The sequence below is a fragment of the Pseudomonas sp. SMN11 genome, from assembly GCF_052041945.1.
Taxonomy (GTDB): Bacteria; Pseudomonadota; Gammaproteobacteria; order Pseudomonadales; family Pseudomonadaceae; genus Aquipseudomonas.
The window spans coordinates 28466-53149 of the sequence record NZ_JBKGGW010000018.1 but is presented as its reverse complement, the minus strand read 5'-3'; the positions used below and the strand labels follow the sequence as shown (position 1 = coordinate 53149).

The following is a 24684-nucleotide window of genomic DNA, read 5'->3' as shown; positions in this document are numbered from 1 at the left end:
AGGGGACGAGGTTAAGCTCGCTGGTTTCCTGGGATGGACTGACCCATGACGGAGCTTTATCAGGGGAGCTGCCTGTGTGGCGGCGTACGTTATGAGTTGCGGACTGCGCCCAAGGCCGTGAGCCATTGCCATTGCAGCCAGTGCCGCAAAGGGCACGGGGCGGCGTTTGGCAGTTATGGCAGCGTGCCGCGGGGGGCGATGCGGTTGCTTTGCGGTGCTGAGCTTCTCAGGAGCTACGCCTCTTCGGAGGCGGTGCGGCGTGAGTTTTGTTCGCGTTGTGGGTCTAGTTTGTTCTGGTCGCAGTCACAGGGTGAATTTGCTGATTGGATTTCCATCGCATTGGGAACACTGGATACGCCGTTCAGGCCCGGCAAGCAAAAGCATGTTCACATGGGTGTGGTGGTGGATTGGTGTTCGCTTGCCGGGTGACCGGGCCTGCCGAGGGATTGCAGTAGGGCTGGCGGGTGCATGCCTTGGTTTTTGCAGGGTGGCTGGGATCGAGCGCCGCCCGCGCGGCGCTCGGTCTAATAGGCGCTGCAAATCTTTCGGCAGGCACCTGCAAGCCTTCATGCGCTCTGCAGGCAGGCCCCGTTTCACTCGCCCAAAAACGCCGCTTCCAACAATTGTTTCGTATAGACATGTTGCGGTGCATGGAAGATCTCCCGCGCATCCCCTTGCTCCACCACATGCCCATGCTTGATCACCATCAACTGGTGGCTCAGCGCCTTGACCACCGCCAGGTCATGGCTGATAAACAGATACGTCAGGTTGTACTTGGCCTGCAAATTCCGTAGCAACTCCACCACCTGCCGCTGCACTGTGCGGTCCAGCGCCGAGGTCGGCTCATCCAGCAGGATCAGCGCCGGCTTCAACACCAGTGCCCGGGCAATGGCTATCCGCTGGCGCTGGCCGCCGGAAAACTCATGGGGGTAGCGATGGCGGGTGCGCGGGTCCAGCCCCACTTCCTCCAGCGCCGCAACGATTGCGGCTTCCTGCTCCTCAGGCGTGCCGATCTTGTGAATCCGCAGCCCCTCGCCAACGATATCCGCCACACACATGCGCGGGCTCAGGCTGCCAAAGGGGTCCTGGAACACCACCTGCATTTCCCGCCGCAGCGGCCGCACTGCCTTCTGGTTCATCCCTTCAAGCTGTTGGCCATGAAAGCGGATACCGCCCTGGCTGGAGATCAACCGCAGAATCGCCAACCCCAGTGTCGACTTGCCCGACCCGGATTCGCCGACAATCCCCAGCGTCTGCCCCTGGGGCAGGCTGAAGTTGATCCCGTCCACCGCCTTCACATGGTCAACAGTCTTGCGCAACAGCCCCTTTTTGATCGGGAACCACACCTTCAGATCATTCACCTCCAGCAACGGCGCACCTACCGGGTTATGCGCCGGCAACCCGCTGGGCTCGGCATTGATCAGCATCTGCGTGTAGTGATGCTGTGGGGCACTGAACAGCGTGGCGCACTCGGCCTGTTCGACAATCTGCCCGCGCTGCATCACGCACACGCGGTGGGCGATGCGCCGTACCAGGTTGAGGTCGTGGCTGATCAGCAGCAGGGCCATGCCTAACTTTGCCTGCAGCTTTTTCAACAGGTCGAGGATCTTCAACTGCACGGTCACATCCAGCGCCGTGGTCGGTTCATCGGCAATCAGCAACTCGGGTTCGTTGGCCAGGGCCATGGCGATCATCACCCGCTGGCGCTGGCCGCCGGACAGTTCGTGGGGCAGGGCCTTCAGGCGCTTGCGCGGTTCAGGGATGCCGACCAGTTCCAGCAGTTCCAGCGTGCGCGCTGTGGCTTCCTTGCCGGTCAGGCCCTTGTGCAGCAGGAGGATTTCGTTGATCTGCTTCTCGATGCAGTGCAGCGGGTTCAGCGAGGTCATCGGCTCCTGGAAGATCATCGCAATACGGTTGCCGCGAATACGTTGCAGGGTCTTCTCGTTCTGCTGCAGCAGGTCCTTGCCTTCATAGCGGATGCTGCCGCTGGGGTGGCGGGCCAGCGGGTAGGGCAGCAGGCGCAGGATCGAGTGCGCGGTGACCGATTTGCCCGAGCCGCTTTCGCCGACCAGGGCCAACGTCTCGCCCTTGCGGATGTCGAAGCTGATGCCGTCGACCACCCGGTTGACCTGCTCGCCGGTGACAAACTCCACCGCCAGGTCGCGCACTTCGATCAGGTTCTGTTCGCTCATATCACTTCCTCGGGTCGAAGGCATCGCGGGCGGATTCGCCGATGAACACCAGCAGGCTCAGCATGATCGCCAGCACCGCGAAGGCGCTGATGCCCAGCCACGGGGCTTGCAGGTTGGACTTGCCTTGCGCCACCAGCTCGCCCAGCGACGGTGCGCCAGGAGGTAGGCCGAAGCCGAGGAAGTCCAGCGCGGTCAAGGTGCCGATGGCACCGGTGAGGATGAACGGCATGAAGGTCATGGTGGAAATCATGGCATTGGGCAGGATGTGCCGGTACATGATCGCGCCGTTGCGCATGCCCAAGGCACGGGCCGCGCGCACGTATTCAAGATTGCGCCCGCGCAGGAACTCGGCGCGCACCACGTCCACCAGGCTCATCCACGAGAACAGCAGCATGATGCCCAGCAGCCACCAGAAGTTGGGCTGCACGAAGCTGGCGAGGATGATCAACAGGTACAGCACCGGCAGGCCGGACCAGATTTCCAGGAAGCGCTGCCCGGCAAGGTCCACCCAGCCGCCGTAGAAACCTTGCAGGGCGCCGGCGATGACGCCGACGATGGAACTGAGCACGGTCAGGGTGAGTGCGAACAGTACTGACACGCGGAAGCCATAGATCACCCGCGCCAGTACGTCGCGGCCCTGGTCGTCGGTACCCAGCCAATTGTCCGCCGAGGGCGGCGCCGGGGCCGGTACGCGCAGGTCGTAGTTGATGCTTTGATAGCTGAACGGGATCGGCGCCCACACCACGAAGCTGTCTTTCTTCTCCAGCAGGTCGCGGATGTATGGGCTCTTGTAGTTGGCCTCCAACGGGAATTCGCCACCGAAGGTGGTTTCCGGGTAGCGCTTGAACGCCGGGAAGTACCATGAGCCGTCGTAGCGCACGGCAATTGGCTTGTCGTTGGCAATCAGCTCGGCGCCCAGGCTCAGGCCGAACAGGATCAGGAACAGCCACAGTGACCACCAGCCTCGGCGGTTGGCCTTGAAGCGCTCGAAGCGCCGGCGGTTGAGGGGGGAGAGGGCCATGTCAGTGCTCCCGGCTGGCAAAGTCGATGCGTGGATCGACCAGGGTGTAGGTCAGGTCGCCGATCAGCTTCACCACCAGCCCGAGCAGGGTGAAGATGAACAGGGTGCCGAAGACCACCGGGTAGTCGCGGTTGATGGCCGCTTCGAAACTCATCAGGCCCAGGCCATCGAGGCTGAAGATCACCTCGATCAGCAGGGAGCCGGTGAAGAAGATGCCGATGAACGCCGACGGGAAGCCGGCGATCACCAGCAGCATGGCATTGCGGAACACATGCCCGTACAGCACGCGCGGCCGGCTCAGGCCCTTGGCCTTGGCGGTGACCACGTACTGCTTGTTGATCTCGTCGAGGAAGCTGTTCTTGGTCAGCAGGGTCATGGTGGCGAAGTTACCGATCACCAGTGCGGTGATCGGCAGCACCAGGTGCCAGAAGTAGTCGAGCACCTTGCCCGTGGTGGACAGCTCGTCGAAGTTGTTCGAGGTCAGGCCGCGCAGCGGGAACCAGTCGAAGTAACTGCCACCGGCGAACAGCACGATCAGCAGGATGGCGAACAGGAACGCCGGGATGGCGTAGCCGACGATGATCGCCGAGCTGGTCCAGACGTCGAAGTGGCTGCCGTGGCGCACCGCCTTGGCGATGCCCAGCGGGATCGACACCAAGTACATGATCAGCGTGCTCCACAGCCCCAGCGAGATCGACACCGGCATCTTCTCGGCGATCAGGTCGATGACTTTGGCGTCACGGAAGAAGCTGTCGCCGAAGTCCAGCGTGGCGTAGTTCTTGATCATGATCCACAGGCGTTCGGGCGCCGACTTGTCGAAGCCGTACATGTGCTCGATCTCGGCGATCAGCGCCGGGTCCAGGCCCTGGGCGCCGCGGTAGTTGGAACCGGCTACCGAAACTTCGGCGCCGCCGCCAGCGATACGGCTGGTGGCGCCCTCGAAGCCTTCGAGCTTGGCGATCATCTGTTCCACCGGGCCGCCGGGGGCGGCCTGGACGATGATGAAGTTGATGATCAGGATGCCGAACAGGGTCGGGATGATCAGCAGCAGGCGGCGCAGGATATAGGCCAGCATGTCAGTTGGCCTCGTCCGCAGGGGCGTCGGTGACCGCCGGCGTCACATCCGGTTTGACCCACCAGGTGTCGATGCCGACGTCATACTTGGGCGATACCTTGGGGTGGCCGATGTGGTTCCAGTAGGCCACCCGATTGGTCTTGATATGCCAGTTGGGCACCACGTAGTAACCCCATTGCAGCACGCGGTCGAGTGCGCGACAGTGGTCGATCAGGCTCTGGCGCGAGTCGGCATTGATCAGCTCCTCCACCAGTTGATCGATGGCCGGGTCGCGCAGGCCGATGAAGTTGCGGCTGCCGGGGTTGTCGGCGGCAGCGCTGGACCAGAACTCACGTTGCTCGTTGCCGGGCGAATTGGATTGCGCGAAGCCGCCGACGATCATGTCGAAGTCACGCGAGCGCAGGCGGTTGATGTATTGCGAGACATCCACGCGGCGGATCTCGAAGCCTATCCCCAAATCAGCGAGGTTGCGTTTGAACGGCAGCAGCACGCGCTCGAACTGGGTCTGTGCCAGCAGGAACTCGATGCTGACCGGTTTACCATCCTTGTCGACCATCTTGTCGTCGACGATCTTCCAGCCGGCTTCCTGAAGGAGTTTGTAGGCCTGGCGCTGCTGCTCGCGGATCATCCCGCTGCCGTCGCTGACCGGGTTGGCGAAGGCCTCGGTAAACACCTGCTCGGGGACCTTGCCGCGCAGCGGTTCGAGGATCTTCAGCTCGGCCGGCGAGGGCAGGCCACTGGCGGCCATTTCGGAGTTCTCGAAATAACTGTCGGTGCGAATGTAGGCGCCGTTGAACAGCTGCTTGTTGGTCCATTCGAAGTCGAACAACAGGCTGAGTGCCTTGCGTACACGCACGTCCTGGAACACCGGCTTGCGCAGGTTGAAGACGAAGCCTTGCATGCCCACAGGATTGCCGTTGGGTATTTCTTCCTTTATCAGGCGGCCATCGCGTACGGCGGACACGTCATAGGCGGTCGCCCAGTTTTTCGCGCTCATCTCCAGTTCGTAGTCGAAGGCCCCCGCCTTGAGTGCCTCCAGCGCCACGTTGTTGTCACGGTAGACATCGAAGGTCATGGCGTCGAAGTTGTAGAACCCGCGGTTGATCGGCAGGTCCTTGGCCCAGTAATCCTTGACCCGCTCGTAGCGGATCGAGCGCCCGGCCTTGACCTCGGCGACCTTGTACGGGCCGCTGCCAAGCGGCGGTTCGAGGTTGCCACGGGTGAACTCGCGGGTTTCGTACCAGTGTTTGGGCAGCACCGGCAACTGGCCGAGAATCAGCGGCAGCTCGCGGTTATTGTTGTGCTTGAACTTGAACAGCACCTTGAGTGGGTCTTCTGCGACCACTTCAGCCACATCCCCGTAGTACTGGCGGTACAGCGGGGCGCCGTCCTTGATCAGGGTGTTGAAGGTGAATACCACGTCCTCGGCACGCATTGGGTGGCCATCGTGGAAGCGTGCCTCGGGGCGCAGGTAGAAGCGCACCCAGCTGTTGTCCGGGGCCTTCTCGATCTTGCCGGCGACCAGGCCGTATTCGGTGAACGGTTCATCCTGGCTCTGACGCATCAGGGTGTCGTAGATGATGCTGACGTTGTCGGCCGAGACGCCTTTGTTGATGAACGGGTTGAGGCTGTCGAAGCCACCGAAGCTGGACTGACGGAAGGTGCCGCCCTTGGGCGCGTCGGGGTTGACGTAGTCGAAGTGCTTGAAGTCGGCCGGGTATTTCGGCGGCTCGTCGTACAAAGTCAGCGCGTGTTGCGGCGCGGCCAGCGCGGGCAGGCTCAGGCAGGCGACCAGCAGGCTGCAGGCCAGGCGTAGCGTCGGCTTCATTGGGCTTTCTCCGAAGGCTTTATCCACCAGGTATTCAGCCCGAGGGTGTAGGGCGGCGTGGCGACGAAGGCGAACCGGTTGCGGTAGGCCAGGCGGTGATTGTCGAGGTACCAGTTGGGGATCATGTAGTACTGCCATGAGAGCACGCGGTCCAAGGCGCGGGCGGCGGCGACCTGGTCGTCGCGGGTGCGCGCGGCCAGCAAAGTGTCGAGCAGGTGGTCGACCACCGGGTCCTTGACCCCAGCATAGTTCTTGCTGCCTTTGGTCGAGGCCTGGCTGGAATGGAAGTACAGCCACTGTTCGAGGCCCGGGCTCAAGGTCTGGTTCAAGGTCATAAGGATCATGTCGAAGTCGAACTGGTCCAGGCGTTGTTTGTACTGGGCACGGTCCACCGTGCGCAAGCGCGCATCGATACCGATGCTGGCCAGGTTTTCGACATAAGGTTGCAGGATGCGTTCGAGGCTCGGGTTAACCAGCAGCAGCTCCATGCGCAGCGGTTGGCCCTTGGCGTTGACCAGGCGCTGGCCGTCGAGCTTCCAGCCAGCCTGGTTGAGCAGGCCCAGGGCCTGGCGCAGGGTCTGGCGGCCAATGCCGCGCCCGTCGGTGTGGCTGACCTGGTAGGGCTGGGTGAACAGCTTGTCGGACAGTTGGTCACGGAACGGCGCCAGCAGCAGCCATTCTTTGCCGGTGGGTACGCCGCTGGCGGCGAACTCGCTGTTGGGGTAGTAGCTGGTCGCGCGGCGGTAGGCGCTGCTGAACAGCGCGCGGTTGGTCCACTCGAAATCGAGCATCAGCCCTAGTGCCTGGCGCACCCGCGGGTCGCTGAAGGTGGCTCGGCGACTGTTCATGAACAGGCCCTGGGTCTGGGTAGGGATCTGGTGCGGGATCTGCGCCTTGATCACCTCGCCACGGCGCACGGCCGGAAAGTTGTAACCGTTGGCCCAGTTTTTTGCCTGGTGCTCGATATAGATGTCGAACTCACCGGCCTTGAACGCTTCGAAGGCCACGGTGGCATCGCGGTAGAACTCGTACTCGACGCGGTTGAAATTGTACTTGCCGCGGTTCACCGCCAGGTCCTTGCCCCAGTAGTTCTTTACCCGCTCGAACACCAGGCGCCGGCCAGGTTCCACCTGGGTGATGCGATACGGCCCGCTGCCCAGCGGCGGTTCGAAGGTGGTGGCCTCGAAGTCACGCTTTTGCCAGTAGTGCTTGGGCAATACCGGCATTTCGCCCAGGCGCAGGATCAGCAGCGGATTGCCGGCGCGCTTGAAGACGAAGCGGATGCGCAGCGGGCCGAGAATGTCTACGCGCTGCACTTCCTGCAGGTTGGTGCGGTAGATCGGGTGCCCTTGCTTGAGCAGGGTACGGTACGAGAACGCCACGTCGGCGGCGGTGATCGGCGCGCCGTCATGCCAGCGGGCTTCCGGGCGCAGGTTGAACACCACCCAGCTGCGGTCCTCGCTGTACTCCACCGACCGGGCGATCAGGCCATAGCTGGAGGTGGGCTCGTCACCGGATGGGTCGTACTGGCCGGTGCCGACCATCAGCGTTTCGTTCAGCTCGCTGACGCCGTACTGCAGGAAGTTCGGCGTGGTGACCGGGCTGGTGCCCTTGAAGGTGTAAGGGTTGAGCGTGTCGAAGGTGCCGAATGCCATGGCCCGCAAGGTACCGCCCTTGGGCGCTTGCGGGTTGACCCAATCGAAGTGGGTGAATGTGGCTGGGTACTTGAGCGTGCCGAACTGCGCGTATCCGTGGCTTTCGCTCACCATCGCGACGGCGGGGAAGCTCAAGGCCAGGCTGAATGACAGCAGGAGGGGACGTATCAAGTCGGCATCCGATCCAGAGGCGTTGGGCTTTGGTCGGGGTACAGTAACAGCTTGGCGGGTATGGAAAAAGAGTGGGGTCCAGGGGATTGCCAAGGGCCGCATAGCGGCCCTTGGTCGTGTATCAGTGCGACAGATAGACGGTCAGGGTCTGGCCTGGCTTGAGCGCATGGCCACTGCGCGGATTCCAGCGCTTGAGGTGCTGCATCTCGACGTTGAAACGTTTGGCTACAAGATACAGCGAATCACCCTTGCGCACCTTGTACTGGGTGGAGCGTTGCCCGGAGGCGGCCACGCGGTTGCCTGCGGCGCTCGGCGCGCTGCCGCCGCGCAGGGCCAGGACCTGGCCAGCCTTGACGCGGTTGCCCGGCAGTTTGTTCCAGCGCTGGATGTCCTTGACCGCAACCCGGTTGGCCCTGGCGATGCTGCTCAGGCTGTCGCCTCGCTTGACCCGGTAGCTGCGCGCGGCAGGCGCCTTGGCTTCGGCCACGGCGGCAGCGAACACGGCCTTGTTCGGCTGCAGGCTGACCAGCTGCTCGGGCTTGAGGTTGGACAGGCTGTCGCTGAGCAGTTGCGCCTTGGCGGTCGGCACCAGCAGCTGCTTGGGCCCATCCACGGTCATGCGTTTCTTGAAGGCCGGGTTGAGCTGAATCAGTTCGTCTTCGTCGATGTTGGCGAAGGCGGCGACCCGTGACAGGTCGAGGCGGTCGTTGATGGCTACCGCTTCGAAGTAGGGCTCGTTGGCGATCGGGGTAAGGTTCACACCATAGGCCTCAGGCGTGGAGACCACCTGCGACAGCGCCAGCAGCTTGGGCACATAGTCACGGGTTTCCTGTGGCAGTGGCAGGTTCCAGTAATCGGTGGGCAGGCCGAGCTTCTCGTTGCGCTCGATGGCACGGCTGACGGTGCCTTCGCCCGCGTTGTAGGCCGCCAGGGCCAGGAGCCAGTCGCCGTTGAACATGTCGTGCAGGCGGGTCAGGTAGTCCAGCGCGGCGTTGGTCGATGCGGTGATGTCGCGACGGCCATCGTAGAAGTTGGTCTGGCGCAGGTTGAAGTGGCGACCGGTGGCCGGCATGAACTGCCACATGCCCGCCGCGCTGGCGCGCGAGTAGGCCATTGGGTTGTAGGCGCTCTCGATGGCCGGCAGTAGTGCGAGCTCCAGCGGCATGTCGCGCTCTTCGAGGCGCTCGACAATATAGTGCAGGTAGAGGCTGCCGCGCTCGCCGGCGCTTTCGAGGAACGTCGGGTTGCTGGCAAACCACAGGCGCTGCTGCTCGATGCGCGGGTTGACATCGATGTTGTCCTGCAGGGCGAAGCCCTGGCGCATGCGCTCCCAGACATCCTGCGGCGGTTCGGCCGGTTTGATCGCCAGCGGCGAGGGCTTGTGCTTGATCCGTGCCTGGTAGGTGTGAGCGCGAACGTTGTCGGCTTCGTCGAGCTGACGGGTACTCTGGCAGCCCACCAGGGTGGCGGCCAGCGCCAGCGCACTGATTTGGGCCAGGCGCGTCAGGGCGACTGAATGAGCGGTTCTGCGGCTACGGGAAGACATCGGCTGACACAGGTTTCCGGGCGAAAAATTTCGGCGATTCTAGAAACCGCACCCGCCTGGGTCAACCGTTGTGAACCCTCTGCGATATATCTTGAGGTTATCAGAAGGTATCCTTCCAAGACCTCAAAGCAGCAAAAACAGTGACCTGCGAGTCGTTTGAATGTCCCTTCCATTCGTCTGCTTTTTGTTTAACTAATGTTTCAGCGGTACGCAGGAAAGGGTTGGTCAGGCGCTCGAGACCGATGGTTGATGGCAAGGTGATGCGATTTTCGGCGCGCAACCGGGTAACGTCTTCGAACCGCTGCAGAACATGCGGGTTGGTAGGCTCTACGGCCTTGGCAAAGCGCAGGTTGCTCAAGGTGTATTCATGGCTGCAATAGACTTCGGTCCGCTCCGGCAGCGCCGCCAGGCGGGCGAGGGCGGATTGCATCTGTTCCGGCGTGCCTTCGAACATGCGCCCGCAGCCAGCGGCGAACAAGGTGTCGCCGCAGAACAGCAGCGGTGTTGACGGCTTGTTGCTGAAGTAGGCGATGTGACCCAGGGTGTGGCCCGGCACGGCCATTACCTGGAAGGGCACGCCCAGCACGTTGACCTGGTCGCCCTCGTCCAGCGCCAGATCGCGGCCTGGGATCTGCTCGTGGGCCGGGCCGCAGACGCGGGCACCGGTTTGCTGCTTGAGGCGTTCGACACCGCCGACATGGTCATGGTGGTGGTGGGTCACCATGATGGTGTCCAAGGCCCAGCCGGGGTTGGCGGCCAGCCAGGCCTCCACCGGGCTGGCATCACCGGGATCGACCACCGCGCAACGGCGTTTGGCAGTATCCTGTAACAACCAGATGTAGTTGTCGGAGAAAGCGGGGAGAGCGTCGATCTGTATCATGGTGCGGATCCGTATCGCCAGGCGTGGCACATGAGGGCATCTTAGCCGCGATGGCGCGGTGCGAGAACCTTCGAGGGAGAACGCAATGACCGACCAAGCCTTTGCTCAGGCCGACCCGGAATGGGTCGAGCTGATCAGCCTGGCCCGTGAGTGGTTCAATGGCCCACTCGGCCAGCTGATGCTGAAGGAAGAGGAAAAACTGCTGGAAGAGGAGCTCGGGCGCTTCTTCGGTGGCTACCTCGTGCACTATGGCCCCTGTGCCGAGGCGCCGCCGAGCGCGCCACAGGTGCAGCGTAACGTACGCCTTGGTGCACCGCTGCCGGGGGTGGAAATCGTCTGTGAGGAACAGGCCTGGCCCTTGAGCGAGCACGCCGCCGACGTGGTTGTGCTGCAGCATGGCCTGGACTTCAGCCTGTCGCCCCATGGCCTGCTGCGCGAGGCAGCCAGCGCGGTGCGCCCGGGCGGGCACCTGCTGATCGTCGGCATCAATCCCTGGAGCGGCTGGGGCATTCGCCATTTCTTCAGTCATGGTGCGCTGCGCAGGGCGCGCTGCATCTCGCCGTCACGGGTGGGCGACTGGCTCAACCTGCTGGGCTTCGCGCTGGAGAAACGCCGCTTCGGGTGCTATCGTCCGCCGCTCACTTCGCCGGCCTGGCAGCAACGCCTGGCAGGCTGGGAACGGATGGCGGGCGGTTGGCAGAGTGCCGGCGGCGGGGTCTACCTGCTGGTGGCGCGCAAGATGGTGGTCGGCCTGCGGCCGCTGCGCCAGGTGCGCCGCGAGCCGATGGGCAAGCTGCTGCCGCTGCCGCTGGCCAAGGTCAACCGCAGCGCCGCCAACCCGGGAACCGAAAAGCACTGAACATGAGTGGTACATGAGCGATAGCGTCGAGATGTATACCGATGGCGCCTGCAAGGGCAACCCCGGCCCGGGCGGCTGGGGCGTCCTGCTGGTCTTCAAGGGCGTCGAGAAGGAATTGTGGGGTGGCGAGCGCGAAACCACCAACAACCGCATGGAACTGATGGCGGCGATTCAGGGGCTGATGGCGCTCAAGCGTGAGTGCGAAGTGGTGCTGACCACCGACTCGCAGTACGTGATGAAAGGCATCAACGAGTGGATGGCCAACTGGAAGAAGCGCGGCTGGAAGACCGCAGCCAAGGAGCCGGTGAAGAACGCCGATCTGTGGCAGCTGCTCGACGAACAGGTCAACCGCCACAAGGTCACCTGGAAGTGGGTGCGCGGGCACATCGGCCACCCCGGCAACGAGCGCGCCGACCAGCTGGCCAACCGCGGCGTCGAGGAAGTGCGCGCCAAGCGTTGAGCTGCGGTACAATCGCCGCCTTTGTAACTGATGCAAGTTGGAGCGCCCCGCGTGGAGCAGCAGCAAGATAAACGCCTGGTCATTCTCGATACCGAAACCACGGGTATGCCGGTCAGCGAAGGCCACCGGATCATCGAGATCGGCTGTGTCGAGGTCATGGGCCGGCGCCTGACCGGGAGGCACTTCCACGTCTACCTGCAGCCTGACCGCGAAAGTGACGAGGGGGCGATCAACGTTCACGGCATCACCGACGCGTTCCTGGTCGGCAAACCGCGCTTCGCCGATGTCGCCGAAGAGTTCTTCGAATTCATCCAGGGCGCCACCCTGGTCATCCACAACGCGGCGTTCGACGTCGGCTTCATCAACAACGAATTCGCCTTGCTGGGGCAGGGCGATCGCGCCGACATCGCCAACCACTGCACCATCCTCGATACCCTGCTGCTGGCCCGTGCCCGCCACCCAGGGCAGCGCAACAGCCTCGATGCGCTGTGCAAACGCTACGACATCGACAACTCTGGCCGTGAGCTGCACGGCGCGTTGCTCGACTCCGAGTTGCTGGCGGACGTCTACCTGGCGATGACCGGTGGCCAGACCAGCCTGTCGCTGGCTGGGCACGGGGCAGACGGTGATGGTGACGGGCAGGGTGCGACGGGCAGCGAGATCCGTCGCATCGTCGGGCGCGCGCCAGGGCGGGTGATCATGGCCTCTGCCGAAGAGCTGGAGGCGCATGCCGAGCGGCTGGCAGCGGTGGCCAAGTCGGCGGGTGGGCCGTCGATGTGGCAAGCCCTGACAGAGACACCTGCTGGTTGATGCGTAAGCCTGTACCGGCCCTTTCGCGGGGCAAGCGCGCTCCTGCAGGGATCGCATAACTCCTGTAGGAGCGGGCTTGCCCCGAAGAGGCCGGTACAGGCAGTACAAGGCCAACTACCCTTAACAGGACAACAAGTCCTGCGGAGGTAGCAGCCGGATGTACAAGGACCTCAAGTTCCCGATCCTCATCGTCCACCGTGCGATCAAGGCCGACAGTGTTGCCGGCGAGCGCATCCGCGGCATCGCGGATGAACTGAGCCAGGACGGCTTCGCCATCATCAAGGCTGCCGATCACACCGAAGCGCGCCTGGTCGCCACCACCCACCACGGCCTGGCCTGCATGCTGATAGCCGCCGAAGGCGTCGGCGACAACACCCACTTGCTGCAGAACATGGCCGAGCTGATTCGCCTGGCCCGCCTGCGTGCACCGGACCTGCCGATCTTCGCCCTGGGCGAACAGGTCACCCTGGAAAACGCCCCAGCCGAGGCCATGAGCGAGCTCAACCAGCTGCGTGGCATCCTCTACCTGTTCGAAGACACCGTGCCATTCCTCGCCCGCCAAGTGGCGCGCGCCGCGCACAACTACCTCGACGGGCTGCTGCCGCCGTTCTTCAAGGCCCTGGTGCAGCACACCGCCCAGTCCAACTACTCGTGGCACACGCCCGGGCACGGCGGTGGCGTGGCCTACCGCAAGAGCCCGGTGGGCCAGGCATTCCACCAGTTCTTCGGTGAAAACACCCTGCGTTCGGACTTGTCCGTCTCGGTGCCGGAGCTGGGCTCGCTGCTCGATCACACCGGCCCCCTGGCCGAAGCCGAAGCCCGTGCAGCACGCAACTTCGGTGCCGATCACACCTTTTTCGTCATCAATGGCACCTCCACCGCCAACAAGATCGTCTGGCATGCCATGGTGGGCCGTGATGACCTGGTGCTGGTTGACCGCAACTGCCACAAGTCAGTGGTCCACGCCATCATCATGACTGGTGCAATCCCCATCTACCTGTGCCCGGAGCGCAACGAGCTGGGCATCATCGGGCCGATTCCGCTCGGCGAGTTCAGCCCTGAGTCGATTCAGGCCAAGGTCCGGGCCAACCCGCTGGCCGCAGGGCGGGCGCCGCGGATCAAGCTGGCGGTGGTGACCAATTCCACCTACGACGGTCTGTGTTACAACGCCGGTCTGATCAAGCAGGCGCTGGGCGCCAGCGTCGAGGTGCTGCACTTCGATGAGGCCTGGTTTGCCTATGCGGCGTTCCATCCGTTTTTCGAGGGCCGCTACGCCATGGGCATCGCGTGCAGCGAGAGCAGCCCGCTGGTGTTCAGCACCCATTCCACCCACAAGCTGCTGGCCGCCTTCAGCCAGGCGTCGATGATCCACGTGCAGGACGGCGCCCAGCGCCAGCTGGACCGCGACCGCTTCAACGAAGCGTTCATGATGCATATTTCCACCTCGCCGCAATACAGCATCCTCGCCTCACTGGACGTGGCTTCAGCCATGATGGAAGGCCCGGCCGGGCGCTCGCTGCTGCAGGAGATGTTCGACGAAGCCCTGAGTTTCCGCCGCGCCTTGGCCAACCTGCGTGAGCACATCGCCGCCGAGGACTGGTGGTTCAGCATCTGGCAGCCGCCAGCGGCGGAGGGCATCCATCGCCTGGCCGCGCAGGACTGGTTGCTGCAGCCGGGAGCCGAGTGGCATGGCTTTGGCGAGGTGGCGGACGACTACGTCCTGCTCGACCCGCTGAAGGTGACCCTGGTGATGCCTGGGCTCAGCGCCGGTGGCGTACTGGGTGAGCACGGCATACCGGCGGCAGTGGTCAGCAAGTTCCTTTGGGAGCGTGGGCTGGTGGTGGAGAAAACCGGCCTGTACAGCTTCCTGGTGCTGTTCTCGATGGGCATCACCAAGGGCAAGTGGAGCACGCTGCTCACCGAGCTGCTGGAGTTCAAGCGCCATTACGACGGCAACACGGCGCTGAGTGCCTGCCTGCCGAGCGTCGTCGCGGTCGATGCCGTGCGTTACCAGGGCCTTGGGCTGCGCGACCTGTGCGATCAGTTGCATGACTGCTACCGTGCCAATGCCACGGCCAAGCAGCTCAAGCGCTTGTTCACGCGCCTACCGGAGGTGGCCGTGAGCCCGGCGCGGGCGTATGACCAGATGGTGCGGGGGGAAGTGGAAGCGGTGCCGATCGAAGCATTGCTGGGGCGTGTCGCTGCAGTGATGCTGGTGCCGTACCCGCCGGGCATTCCGCTGATCATGCCGGGCGAGCGGTTCACCGAAGCGACCCGCTCGATCCTCGATTACCTGGCGTTCGCCCGGGCCTTCAACAGTGGCTTCCCGGGCTTTGTCGCCGATGTGCATGGCCTGCAGAATGAAAGCGGCCAGTACACGGTCGACTGCATCAAGGAATGCGAATGATCTCGACGCCGGTCTGCGCCAGTTCGAAGCGGTTTTCGCCCAGGTGGTTGACGCGGTCACCGATAGCCAGGCGGTAGGTGGTGATCGGGGCACCCAGTACGCTGCCGTCCGCTTGCAGGGTGGACTCTTGGAATTCGTGGACGGGGTAGATACGGCCTTCGGCGTCACGGGCGTGGAATTGGCCGACCATTACTGCTGCCATTTGGGGAGAAACCTCTGAATTGCGTAGGAAATGTCTGCAGGGATAGACCGTAAAAGATACCTGGAAGTTTTCGCGCGGTGGAAAAAAATCCAGGCTGCCGAGGAACGGTCATCTATAACTACTGACGTCCCTTTTCCCAGCAAAGGATGGATCACGCCATGAGCCAGGTGTATTCGGTAGCAGTTGTCGTCGGCAGCTTGCGCAAGGACTCCTACAACCGCAAGGTGGCCCGCGCACTTTCGGAGCTGGCGCCGTCCAGCCTTGCCCTGAAGATCGTCGAGATCGGCGACCTGCCGTTGTACAACGAAGATGTCGAGGCCGAGGGCGTGCCTGAGGCGTGGAAGCGCTTTCGCGATGAGATCCGCCGCAGTGACGCGGTGCTGTTTGTCACCCCGGAGTACAACCGTTCGGTTCCGGGCGGCTTGAAGAACGCCATCGACGTGGGTTCGCGGCCATACGGTCAGAGTGCCTGGAGTGGCAAGCCGGCGGCGGTGGCGAGTGTGTCGCCGGGCGCCATTGGCGGCTTTGGTGCCAATCATGCGTTGCGCCAGTCGCTGGTGTTCCTCGACATGCCGTGCATGCAGATGCCGGAAGCGTATATCGGTGGGGCGGCCAGCCTGTTCGATGAAGGCGGCAAGCTCAGTGACAAGACCCGGCCGTTCCTGCAGGGCTTCATCGACAAGTTTGCTACCTGGGTGAAGTTGAACCGGGCTGTATGAGTTGCTGCACCCTGTGCTGACGCGGTCTTTGTAGGAGCGGCCTTGTGTCGCGAAAGGGCCGCCGAGCGGCCCCTGCAATTCAAGCGGCGAAGCTGAAACCCTGGGGGCGCTTCGCCCCCCTTTCGCGACACAAGGCCGATCCTACAAGTGAACACGACCCCGATCTGTCAGAAGGACTGCGGCATCTCACCCTTGGCCAGGCGGCGATTGATATCAGCAATCACCTCTGGCAAGTCGTTGATGGTGTCGATCAGGTAGTGCGGTCGCGAGCCGGCGAACAGTTGGTGAATGCGCTTGCGCTCGCTCTCCAGTTTCTCCGCGCTCAGCGCCTGGTAACCTTCCCAGGTCAGCCCCAGAGCATTGCCCGAACACACCAGGGCCACGGTCCACATCCCGGCGCGGCGGCCTTCGAGGATGCCCGGCACGGTGTCGTCGACCTTCACGCACGCCGCCACATCATCGATCCCCAGGGCAATCACGTTGGCCAGTGCCTGGGCAGGCCATGGGCGGCCATTCGGGGTTTCGTCGGTGGCCACCACGTGGTCGGCGACGTAGCCGTTCTGTGCTGCCAGCTCCACCACCTTGTCCATCACCACTTTCGGGTAGCCCGAGCACGAGCCGATCTTCAGGCCGTCCTGGCGCAGGCCGGTAAGTGTGTCCAGGGCGCCGGGGATCAGCGCCGAGTGCACGGCGATCTTCTCGATCTGCAGTGGCATGAAGCGGTTGTAGATGGCGGTGACGTCATCGTCGCTCGGGGTACGGCCGAACACCTTGCGGTAGCGCTCGGCGATCTCCGGCACGTCGCACAGGGTGCGGATGTGGTCCCATTTGCCCATGCCCATCGGGCCGCGGGCTTCTTCGATGGACACCTGCACGTCGAATTCGGCGAAGGCTTCGACGAAGATCTGGGTCGGGGCGAAGGAGCCGAAATCGACCACGGTGCCAGCCCAGTCGAGGATGGCGGCTTGCAGCTGGGTAGGATTGCTGTAGTTCATGTGCGCTAATTCCTGAAATCGGGTGGGCAAAGGGGTTAGATGTCCAGCACTTCCATTTCCCGCAGCACTTCGGCCACGGCGTTTACGGCGGCTTGCATGCCATCGGCACCGACTACGCCGATGCAGCCGACGCGGAAGGTCTCGACCTGGGTCAGCTTGCCCGGGTAGAGGATGAAGCCCTTGGCCTTGACCCGCTCGTAGAAGTCCTTGAACTGGTAGCGGGCGTGGTTCGGCGCATGGAAGGTGACGATGATCGGTGCCTGGATCTCGGCCGGCAGGAAGCTGCGCAGGCCAATGGCGGCCATGCCGTCGAGCAGGGTCTTGCAGTTGTCGGCGTAACGCTGGTGGCGCGCTGGCAGGCCACCTTCCTCGTTGTACTGTTGCAGGGCTTGGTGCAGAGCCGCGACCACGTGGGTCGGTGGGGTGAAGCGCCACTGGCCGGTCTTGGCCATGTAGGCGTGCTGGTCGTGCAGGTCCATGGCCAGCGAGTGGGCATTGCCTTCAGCGGCGGCCAGGGCGGTTTTCTCGGCGAAGACGAAGCCCATGCCCGGCACGCCTTCCAGGCACTTGCCGGAAGCAGCGATCAGCGCCTCAAAGGGGATTTCGCGAGCATCGATCGGCAGCGCGCCGAACGAGCTCATGGCGTCGATGATCAGGCGCTTGCCGTGGCGTTTGATCACCTGGGCGATCTCTGGCAGCGGGTTGAGGATGCCGGTGCTGGTTTCGCAGTGGATCAGCGCCACGTGGGTGATGGCCGGGTCAGCGGCGAGCAGGCGGTCGACGTCGGCGGCGGTGGTCGGCTGGTCTTCGGCGGTTTCGAAGGTGCTGTAGTTGCGGCCCAGCACTTTGCAGATCTTCGCCAGGCGCTGGCCGTAGGCACCGTTGATCAGGACCAGCACCTTGCCATCGCGTGGCACCAGGGTGCCGATGGCCGCTTCCACGGCGAAGGTGCCGCTGCCTTGCAGGGGCACGCAGTGGTGGCTGGCGCTGCCGTCGATGATCGCCAGCAGTTGTTCGCAGACACTTGCGGTCAATTGGTTGAAGTCGCGGTCCCAGGAGCCCCAGTCCACGAGCATGGCTTGGCGGGTGCGGATTGATGTGGTCAGGGGACCAGGGGTCAGCAGGATCGGGGCGTTGCTCATTCCGTTATTCCTCACAAGCGGTGGGCTGAAACTACGGGGCCTAGGTTGCAATTCCCGCTCTTATCAATCAAATTGTTTGTTGTTATCCAAGCTATAAGTCAGGCCGATAGATATGAACCTGTTCCAGTTGCGTGCCTTCGATGCCGTCGCCCGTGAAGGCAGCTTCACCCGCGCGGCTGCGCGACTGTTCATCAGCCAGCCAGCGGTGACCGGGCACGTCAAGGCACTTGAGGAGCACTACCAGATCACCCTGCTGCGGCGCACTGCGCGGCGGGTCGAGCTGACCGAGGAGGGCACCCGTCTGGCGGCCATTACCCGGGCCATGTTCGGCTTGGCCGAAGAGGCCCAGGCCATGCTCGAAGCCAACCGCCAGCTGCTGACCGGGCGGCTGGAGGTGGCCGCCGACGGCCCGCACCGGGTCATGCCGATGCTGGCGCTGCTGCGTGAGCGCTACCCGGGCATTACCGTCAACCTGCGCCTGGGCAACGCCCAGGAGACCTTGGCGGCATTGCTAAGCGAGCATGCCGACGTCGCAGTGCTGACCGAGATCGAACCACGCAAGGGCTTGTACCTGCAGAACCTCTGCGAATCGCGCCTGTGTGCCTTGCTGCCGGCCGGCCACGCCTGGGCACAGTTGGACAGTGATCTGCCGTTGGCAGAACTGCACCAGCAGATCATGGTGCTGCGTGAGCCCAGTTCAACGACGCGTCGCACGTTCGACAAGGCGTGCAACGCTGCTGGCGTGCAGCCCCGGGTGCAGCTGGAACTGGATAGCCGCGAGGCGGTGACCGAGGCGGTGGCGTCGGAGTTGGGCATCGGCGTGGTGTCATCGACCGAGGTGGCCAACGATCCGCGAGTGGTGGCGCGGCCTCTAAGCGGCCAAGGCCTGCTTAACCAGCACATGGTTGGCTGCCTGGAGCGGCGCCGCGAACTGCGCCTGATCCAGGCGTTCCTGGGCCTGGCAGCCAGCCTCTGAGCCAGCCTAAGATGCCCGCATCAGCGAATGGAATGCCTATGAGCGAAAAAGACACCATTTCCATGCAGTTGGTGCGTGAGGCGCTGCTGCAGACCTGCCCCGCCGGCGAGCCAGATAGCGGCTTGCTGGCGCGGGCAGGCATCGCTGTCGAACACTTGCATCTGCCCGAGGCGCGGGTCAGTGCCGAATCCTATGCCAGGCTCTGGCGCTTGCTTGCACGGCGCTGCAACGATGAGTTCTTCGCCATGGACCCGCGCGGTCTGCGCAGCGGTAGCTTGGCATTCATGTGCCGTGCTGGCATGGGGCAGCCCACTTTGGGCGCCGGCCTGGAAACCGTGCTGGCGTTTCTCTCGCTGATGCTCGAAGACCTGCAGCCAAGCCTGGTACGCCAGGCGAGCCTGGCCGAAATCGTCATCAACGAACCACGCGACCGGCCGCGTCGCGCATTTACCTATTTCACCTTCTGGATGATCGTGCACGGTGTGGCCTGCTGGCTTGCCGGGCGGCGCATCCCGATTTTGGCTATTGATCTGCGCTGTGACGAGCCCCCGTTCTGCGATGACTACCGGGTGATGTTTTCGGAAAACCTGCAGTTCGAGCGCCCGCGAACACGCATGATCATCGCCGCCGAATGCCTGGAGCTGCCGCTGCGCCGCAGCGAGGAGGAACTGCAGCGCTTTCTGGCGGAGGCGCCGGGCAACATCCTGGTCAAGTACCGAGACCCGGCCAGCCTCGGGCGGCGTATTCGCACCGACCTGCTGCGCCAGGACCCTGGGCACTGGCCCGATGGCGACAGCCTGGCGCGGCAGTTGTGCCTTTCGCCCTCTACCTTGCGCCGGCGCCTGGCTGAAGAGGGGCAGAACTACCAAGGGTTGAAGGACAGTGTACGGCGTGAGCTGGCAATCGCCTGGCTGAGCAAGCAAGACGCGGCGCTGGGTGATATCGCTGCGCGCCTGGGCTTTGCCGACAGTAGCTCGTTTTACAAGGCGTTTCGCAAATGGTTCGGCTGCAATCCAGGGCACTATCGCGCGCTGATCCAGGCACGTGGTCCGGGAGGATGAGGGGCGAATAGTTCCGTATGCCTGGCGTCAGCGTATGGACGCAGGGTTGCAGGTCGAACAACCCTGAGGATTCGACCATGGCCAAAACGAAGGTGCACCCGAAACTGCAGCACCCTGCACAGGACTTTATCGCTGAGCAATTGCCCGGCTGGCTGAAGAACGCCACTCAAGCACAGCTCGGATCATTGCGCGCATGCATGACTGCGCATTTGCAAAGTCAGAAACACATGGCAGCGGCCTTGCAGCAACTGCTGCCGCTTGACCGGTTCGCTGCCCAAAAGCTTGAGCTGGCCTTCAAGCAACAGCTGGCACTGGACATTGACCTGTTCAAGGTCAACTGGCACGAACAGCGCCGACGCTTCTCGGTGGCACCGGGCCTGCTGCCTGAGGACGAGGCCTACTTTGTGACAGTGCCTGCCTTGCAGAAGCTGTTGCAGAATTTCCATGAGGGTGAAACGTTCTACGCGCAGACTGCGCTGACCGATGCAACGGCTGCGCCCGGTGAGCCGGAGCGGGTGGTCTCGCGGCGCATCGACGATATCGTCAGGCTTTGTCGCAGCGTTGATGTTGGCAAGTCCTATCAGGAGCACCTGAAGCAGGTATTGACGAGCGCTTTCGAGCGTCAGCTGGCCACGGACAAACGCCAGGAACTGGCTGTGGCAGTCGAAATCGCGGCCATCAAGGGGCAGTTGACGTATAGCGACCAGAACATGTTGCGTCAGGTCGCTCAGGGACAACCTGCAGAACTGCCTTTAGACTTTGAATTGTTCATGGGAGACCTGCAGTTGCTGGGGCAACGAGTGGACGGGGCAGTGGCGTTCGAATTGGTGGGGACACCAGCCGGTCTGCCAGGGCTGGTCTATAACCCCAGGAAACTGCTGGGGGTACTGCTGTACTTGCCGGACGATATGCAGCAGCCATTGCGCCGCTTCGATGACTGGGCCACGGCGAACCTTGCTTTGGTCGCGGCGATGCGCGATGAGCGGTTTAGTCAGGCCATTGCCCGTCGTATTTCTCTGGCCGGGCAGGCTGACTACTTGATAACCCTGGGCAAGCGCCTGAAGGATCCCAAGACGGATCTGGAGCCCAGGCGGATTGCCGAGAACGGTGAGGGTTTCGCAGCGCTGGCGGCAGGGCATGTACAGCGCATCAAGGCCGACGCTGCATTCCTGGCCGTGCCGACGGCGCAGACGGATGCCAGGGCCGCTGCCGAGCGCCTGCGCCAGCTGGAGGCGGCTGGGTTGGTGATGTTGAACTTGGCCGGTTTGTTCGTGCCGGGTGTCGCTGTATTGCTGTTGGCTGATCTGGCCCGCCAGGTACTGAGCCAAGTGTACGAGGGCGTCAGCGACTGGGCGCAGGGTCACCAGCACGAAGCACTGGAGCACCTGCTCCAGGTTGCCTCGACGGTGGGCGCAGGGGCAGCCATTGCAGGTGGCGCGCAGGTGGTGCGCAGCGCCTTCGTCGAAGGCCTTGAACCAGTAGTGACCGAGGCGGGCGAGCAGCGCCTGTGGCAGCACGATCTGCAGCCCTACGAGGAGCGGGCGTCATTGCCCCCTTTGATGGAGCTGGATAACGGGTTGCTCAGTGACGGCAAGGCCCATTGGTGGCGCTGTAACGGTGTGCTCTACCGGGTAAGGCGCAATGGCGCAGGTACTTGGCGATTGCTGCATCGTGAAGGGGCGGGCGTTTTTGGCCCTGTCCTGGAAAGTAATGGCGAGCGCGCCTGGCGAATCGTCTACGAGCGGCCATTGGAGTGGCAAGGTACGGACCTGCTGCTCAAGCGCCTGTGGCCGGACGCAACCAAACTGAGCACCGAACTGATCAGCCAGATCTTGACCGTCGCGGATGTCGATGAAGCCCATCTGCGTGGCCTGTTGGTGGAGAACCGGCCTCTGCCGGCCAGGCTCCGCGATACCCTGGAGCGCTTTGCCGTCGACGCAAGAATCCATGTTTTTTTCGCTCAGGTCGGGGCTGGAAGCAACGATGCCGAGGCCTTGCAATGGTGTATCGACAGGCTGGGTTTGCAAGGCGAAAGCCTGACAGGGCAGGTTGAGGCGATCCAGGCATCCAGCGAAGCGCTGCGCAATCCGATGCTGGAGCATTTCGCCAAGGCTTATCTGACCGATGATCCGCTGCTAGCTACTTTGAAAGCAGCCTTCCCAGGGCTTGCGGATGCCTACGCCCTGGATTTGCTGAAGAACGCCAGTGTCGAGGTGCGGCAACGATTGACCAGCGAATCCCGCGTGCCGCTGGCTCTGGCGGAACAGGTGCGCGGGATGCTTCAGGAGGCCCGCTTGACCCGGGCGCGCGAAGCACTCTACCTGCGCAGCAGTTACCATGCCGATGTCGTCACCCTGGTGTTCTCCTTGATGAGGCGCCGGGGCTTGTTGCCCGGAGAGATGAACCTGGTGTTGCGCGAGCGCTCAAGTGGCGGGCCGGTGCTGGAGCGGCTGTTCCCCGAAACGGGCGGCGCGCCGCCGCCCACGATCATGGTCAGGACCAACGGCGGATTCTCACTTTTCGACGACGCGGGGCGTGCCAGCGAGATCGAAGTCGAAGAGCCACAGGGATTGTTCGAAGTGCTGGCTGCCTGTCTGCCACCTGCTTTCATGCAACGCCGAGGGTGGGCCGGCGAGGATGCTGCGGAGCGCATCCGTTCGGCCATGCAGCGTGCGTTGCCACGGGATCGACAGGCGTTGATCAGCCTGCTTGGGTGGCGCGAAGCGAAGCCTGTTGGAGCTTCCCTGCACCGATTGCGCGATGGCCGCGTGGGTTATCTGCTCAGTGGCCGGGGCGCGTCGACGGAGGCGGATGGGCGGATTATGCGGCAACGGATTCGCGCGCTGTACCCGTCGTTCGATGAGGCAGCAGTCGATCGATACCTGCAATTGCTGCTCGATCAGTCAGGGTCGGCCTATGCCATCCTGCTGCGCCAGGAGCAGGAATATCGAGCGCTTGATGAAAGCCTGCAGCACTGGAGAAATGCAGTCAGCGCCCCGGAACGGGGACACAGGGGCGCAGTTGCAGAGGTATTCCTGCGGGCGTGGCGGCTGGAGGGTGAAGAGGCGTTCTACCGCAACGGCCAGCCTGCTGGTTTAAGGATCAGCGTGCTGGGCATACCTGCACGTAGCCTGCCGCCGATTCCAGTCGGTACGGACTTCGGCCACATCACTGACATGGCCCTCGTGGGGATGCAACTGGAGGCTCTGCCAGCCGCGTTCCTGAGGCACTTTCCGGAACTGCGACGTCTTGATCTGAGCAACAATGCCTTGAGTGCGATCCCGGATGATCTTCATTGGTTGACTGCGCTGCGTCATCTTCGCCTGGCCCGCAACCAGATTCGCATGAGCGAGGGACAGGTGAATGTGCTGGCCGCTCTGGGCCGCCTGCGCACGCTGAACCTCAATGAGAACAGGCTGGGCTCGATCAGCCTGCGCTTTAACCAGTTGTCCCGCTTGCGGGAAATCCATTTGCATCGAGCTGGATTGCAGGCAGTGCCGAGCGGCCTTGAGTGGTGTGGTCAGCTGGAGTTTGCCGACCTGCGGCACAACCAGATTTCCAGCTTGCCTCAATCACTGATCGATGCCCCGTTGGCCCTGCGGCAAGCGATCCGTGTTGAGCATAACCCGCTGTCGGTGGCGGACCGTGAGCGGTTGTATGCACCAAACCCGGCACCTGCAGATCTGCTAGCGATCAGGGACAACATGCAGACGGAAGCGGCTTTCATTCTCGGCGCCAGGAACGCCTGGCTTGAAACACTGGCCGCATCCGAACAGGTGTCCAGGGCTGAGCAGTGGGATGCCCTGCAGGGGGAAGCAGGCAGCGCTCAATTTATCGAGTTGTTGGCAGAGCTGACTGGCACGTCTGATTTTCGTCTGGCACGCCACGACCTTTCGCGAAGGGCCTGGACCATGATCCAGCTCGCACATGAAGATTCGCGGATAAGGACCGAGTTGTTCGAACGAGCGGCTGACCCTCGTACCTGCGTCGACAGTGTGGCGCACTGCTTCAGCCAGCTGGAAGTGCGCATGCGGGTGCTAGAGGTGACGTTCGGGGGGGAGCCGCTGGCTACGAGGGATGCACGCTTGCTGTTGGCTCAACGCATGTTCCGTCTTGATCAGGTGGAACTGTTCGCCCGCAACGATTTTCAGGGCCGGTTTGCCGAAGGGCGACGTGTGGATGAGGTCGAGGTCAGCCTGGCTTACAGGATGGGCCTGGCGGAACGTCTGAATCTTCTGGGACAGCCGCGGACCATGGAGTTCCAACGGGTTGCCGATGTCACGCAGGGTCATCTCGATCGGGCATACCAAGCAGTTCTGGCTGCCGAAACGGGCACTGAGCGGATCCGCTACATCAGCCAGCGCGACTTCTGGACGTCCTACCTTCGCGCCAGATATCCCGAGGCTTTTGCGCAGATCGCCGAACGTTTCGACACAAAGATGGATGCGCTGGACGATGAAAAGGAAGCGCTCGGCAGTGGCGCATATGCACAGCGTTGCGAAAAACTTCGGGATGATCGAGAGCAAGCTTTGGATGCACTTGCCTTGAAGCTCACACAGGATGAATTGAACATGCCCTTGCCAGGCAGTTCCCGGGCGTAGGGGGGGCAACGAACCGCTTCCTGCTGCATCGTGATCTGAGCATTGAACAACATGATTGGCTTCATCCGAGTGCCAAGGAACCAA

19 protein-coding genes are annotated in these 24684 nt (G+C 63.0%); 9 read left to right on the top strand and 10 right to left on the bottom strand.

Annotation, left to right across the window (positions count from 1 at the left end):
• Positions 1–45 precede the first annotated feature (45 nt).
• Positions 46–429 (top strand): GFA family protein, encoded by a 384-nt coding sequence (locus tag ACLEJU_RS16370; RefSeq protein ID WP_435422598.1) that lies wholly within the window; start codon positions 46–48, stop codon positions 427–429.
• Between the two features lie 164 nt (positions 430–593).
• Here ACLEJU_RS16370 and ACLEJU_RS16365 read toward each other — a convergent pair whose 3' ends face one another.
• The 7 genes from ACLEJU_RS16365 to gloB all read right to left on the bottom strand — a co-directional run bounded on the left by ACLEJU_RS16365 (position 594) and on the right by gloB (position 10368).
• On the bottom strand, positions 594–2192 hold the full coding sequence (locus ACLEJU_RS16365; RefSeq protein WP_435422599.1) for an ABC transporter ATP-binding protein: 1599 nt from the start codon (positions 2190–2192) through the stop codon (positions 594–596).
• A 1-nt stretch (position 2193) separates the two neighbouring features.
• Positions 2194–3213 (bottom strand): ABC transporter permease, encoded by a 1020-nt coding sequence (locus ACLEJU_RS16360; RefSeq protein WP_103446637.1) that lies wholly within the window; start codon positions 3211–3213, stop codon positions 2194–2196.
• A gap of 1 nt (position 3214) precedes the next feature.
• Positions 3215–4288, bottom strand: coding sequence for a microcin C ABC transporter permease YejB (locus tag ACLEJU_RS16355; RefSeq protein ID WP_027919080.1), 1074 nt, complete (start codon positions 4286–4288; stop codon positions 3215–3217).
• A 1-nt stretch (position 4289) separates the two neighbouring features.
• Positions 4290–6116, bottom strand: coding sequence for an extracellular solute-binding protein (locus ACLEJU_RS16350; protein ID WP_435422600.1), 1827 nt, complete (start codon positions 6114–6116; stop codon positions 4290–4292).
• The gene (locus tag ACLEJU_RS16345; RefSeq protein ID WP_435422635.1) at positions 6113–7885 is read right to left on the bottom strand and encodes an extracellular solute-binding protein; all 1773 of its coding nucleotides are present in this window, start codon (positions 7883–7885) and stop codon (positions 6113–6115) included. The genes ACLEJU_RS16350 and ACLEJU_RS16345 overlap by 4 nt, the downstream gene beginning before the upstream one ends.
• Positions 7886–8063: 178 nt before the next feature.
• Complete coding sequence (locus ACLEJU_RS16340; RefSeq protein ID WP_435422601.1) at positions 8064–9488, bottom strand: transglycosylase SLT domain-containing protein; 1425 nt, start codon at positions 9486–9488, stop codon at positions 8064–8066.
• Positions 9489–9588: 100 nt separating this feature from the next.
• Positions 9589–10368 (bottom strand): hydroxyacylglutathione hydrolase, encoded by a 780-nt coding sequence (gene gloB / locus ACLEJU_RS16335; protein WP_435422602.1) that lies wholly within the window; start codon positions 10366–10368, stop codon positions 9589–9591.
• An 85-nt stretch (positions 10369–10453) separates the two neighbouring features.
• Here gloB and ACLEJU_RS16330 point away from each other — a divergent pair, with 85 nt between their 5' ends.
• The 4 genes from ACLEJU_RS16330 (at position 10454) to ACLEJU_RS16315 (ending at position 14904) form a co-directional block, all read left to right on the top strand.
• Positions 10454–11227 (top strand): class I SAM-dependent methyltransferase, encoded by a 774-nt coding sequence (locus ACLEJU_RS16330; protein WP_435422603.1) that lies wholly within the window; start codon positions 10454–10456, stop codon positions 11225–11227.
• A gap of 13 nt (positions 11228–11240) precedes the next feature.
• Positions 11241–11687 (top strand): ribonuclease HI, encoded by a 447-nt coding sequence (gene rnhA, locus ACLEJU_RS16325; RefSeq protein WP_054884018.1) that lies wholly within the window; start codon positions 11241–11243, stop codon positions 11685–11687.
• Positions 11688–11738: 51 nt separating this feature from the next.
• Entirely contained in the window at positions 11739–12497 is a 759-nt protein-coding gene (gene dnaQ, locus ACLEJU_RS16320; RefSeq protein ID WP_435422604.1) for a DNA polymerase III subunit epsilon, read from the top strand.
• A 157-nt stretch (positions 12498–12654) separates the two neighbouring features.
• Positions 12655–14904, top strand: a complete 2250-nt coding sequence (locus tag ACLEJU_RS16315; protein WP_435422605.1) for an Orn/Lys/Arg decarboxylase N-terminal domain-containing protein — start codon at positions 12655–12657, stop codon at positions 14902–14904.
• Here the strand turns inward: ACLEJU_RS16315 and ACLEJU_RS16310 are convergent.
• Positions 14888–15106 (bottom strand): hypothetical protein, encoded by a 219-nt coding sequence (locus tag ACLEJU_RS16310; RefSeq protein ID WP_435422606.1) that lies wholly within the window; start codon positions 15104–15106, stop codon positions 14888–14890. The genes ACLEJU_RS16315 and ACLEJU_RS16310 overlap by 17 nt on opposite strands.
• 158 nt (positions 15107–15264) lie before the next feature.
• Between ACLEJU_RS16310 and ACLEJU_RS16305 the strand changes: the two genes are divergently transcribed.
• Complete coding sequence (locus tag ACLEJU_RS16305; protein ID WP_435422607.1) at positions 15265–15825, top strand: NADPH-dependent FMN reductase; 561 nt, start codon at positions 15265–15267, stop codon at positions 15823–15825.
• Positions 15826–15992: 167 nt separating this feature from the next.
• Here the strand turns inward: ACLEJU_RS16305 and phnX are convergent, their stop codons facing one another.
• Together phnX and ACLEJU_RS16295 are read right to left on the bottom strand one after the other, a co-directional pair.
• Positions 15993–16820: a phosphonoacetaldehyde hydrolase gene (phnX, locus tag ACLEJU_RS16300; RefSeq protein WP_103446649.1), complete on the bottom strand. Its 828-nt coding sequence runs from the start codon at positions 16818–16820 to the stop codon at positions 15993–15995.
• Between the two features lie 35 nt (positions 16821–16855).
• Entirely contained in the window at positions 16856–17962 is a 1107-nt protein-coding gene (locus ACLEJU_RS16295; protein ID WP_435422608.1) for a 2-aminoethylphosphonate--pyruvate transaminase, read from the bottom strand.
• 112 nt (positions 17963–18074) lie between these two features.
• Here ACLEJU_RS16295 and ACLEJU_RS16290 point away from each other — a divergent pair, with 112 nt between their 5' ends.
• From ACLEJU_RS16290 to ACLEJU_RS16280, 3 genes are all read left to right on the top strand, one after another.
• Positions 18075–18938 carry a LysR substrate-binding domain-containing protein gene (locus tag ACLEJU_RS16290; protein ID WP_435422609.1) on the top strand — a complete coding sequence of 288 codons (864 nt, stop codon included), beginning with the start codon at positions 18075–18077 and terminating at the stop codon, positions 18936–18938.
• A gap of 38 nt (positions 18939–18976) precedes the next feature.
• Positions 18977–19999, top strand: coding sequence for an AraC family transcriptional regulator (locus ACLEJU_RS16285; RefSeq protein WP_435422610.1), 1023 nt, complete (start codon positions 18977–18979; stop codon positions 19997–19999).
• 77 nt (positions 20000–20076) lie between these two features.
• Positions 20077–24600, top strand: a complete 4524-nt coding sequence (locus tag ACLEJU_RS16280; RefSeq protein WP_435422611.1) for an NEL-type E3 ubiquitin ligase domain-containing protein — start codon at positions 20077–20079, stop codon at positions 24598–24600.
• The last annotated feature ends 84 nt before the right edge of the window (positions 24601–24684 follow it).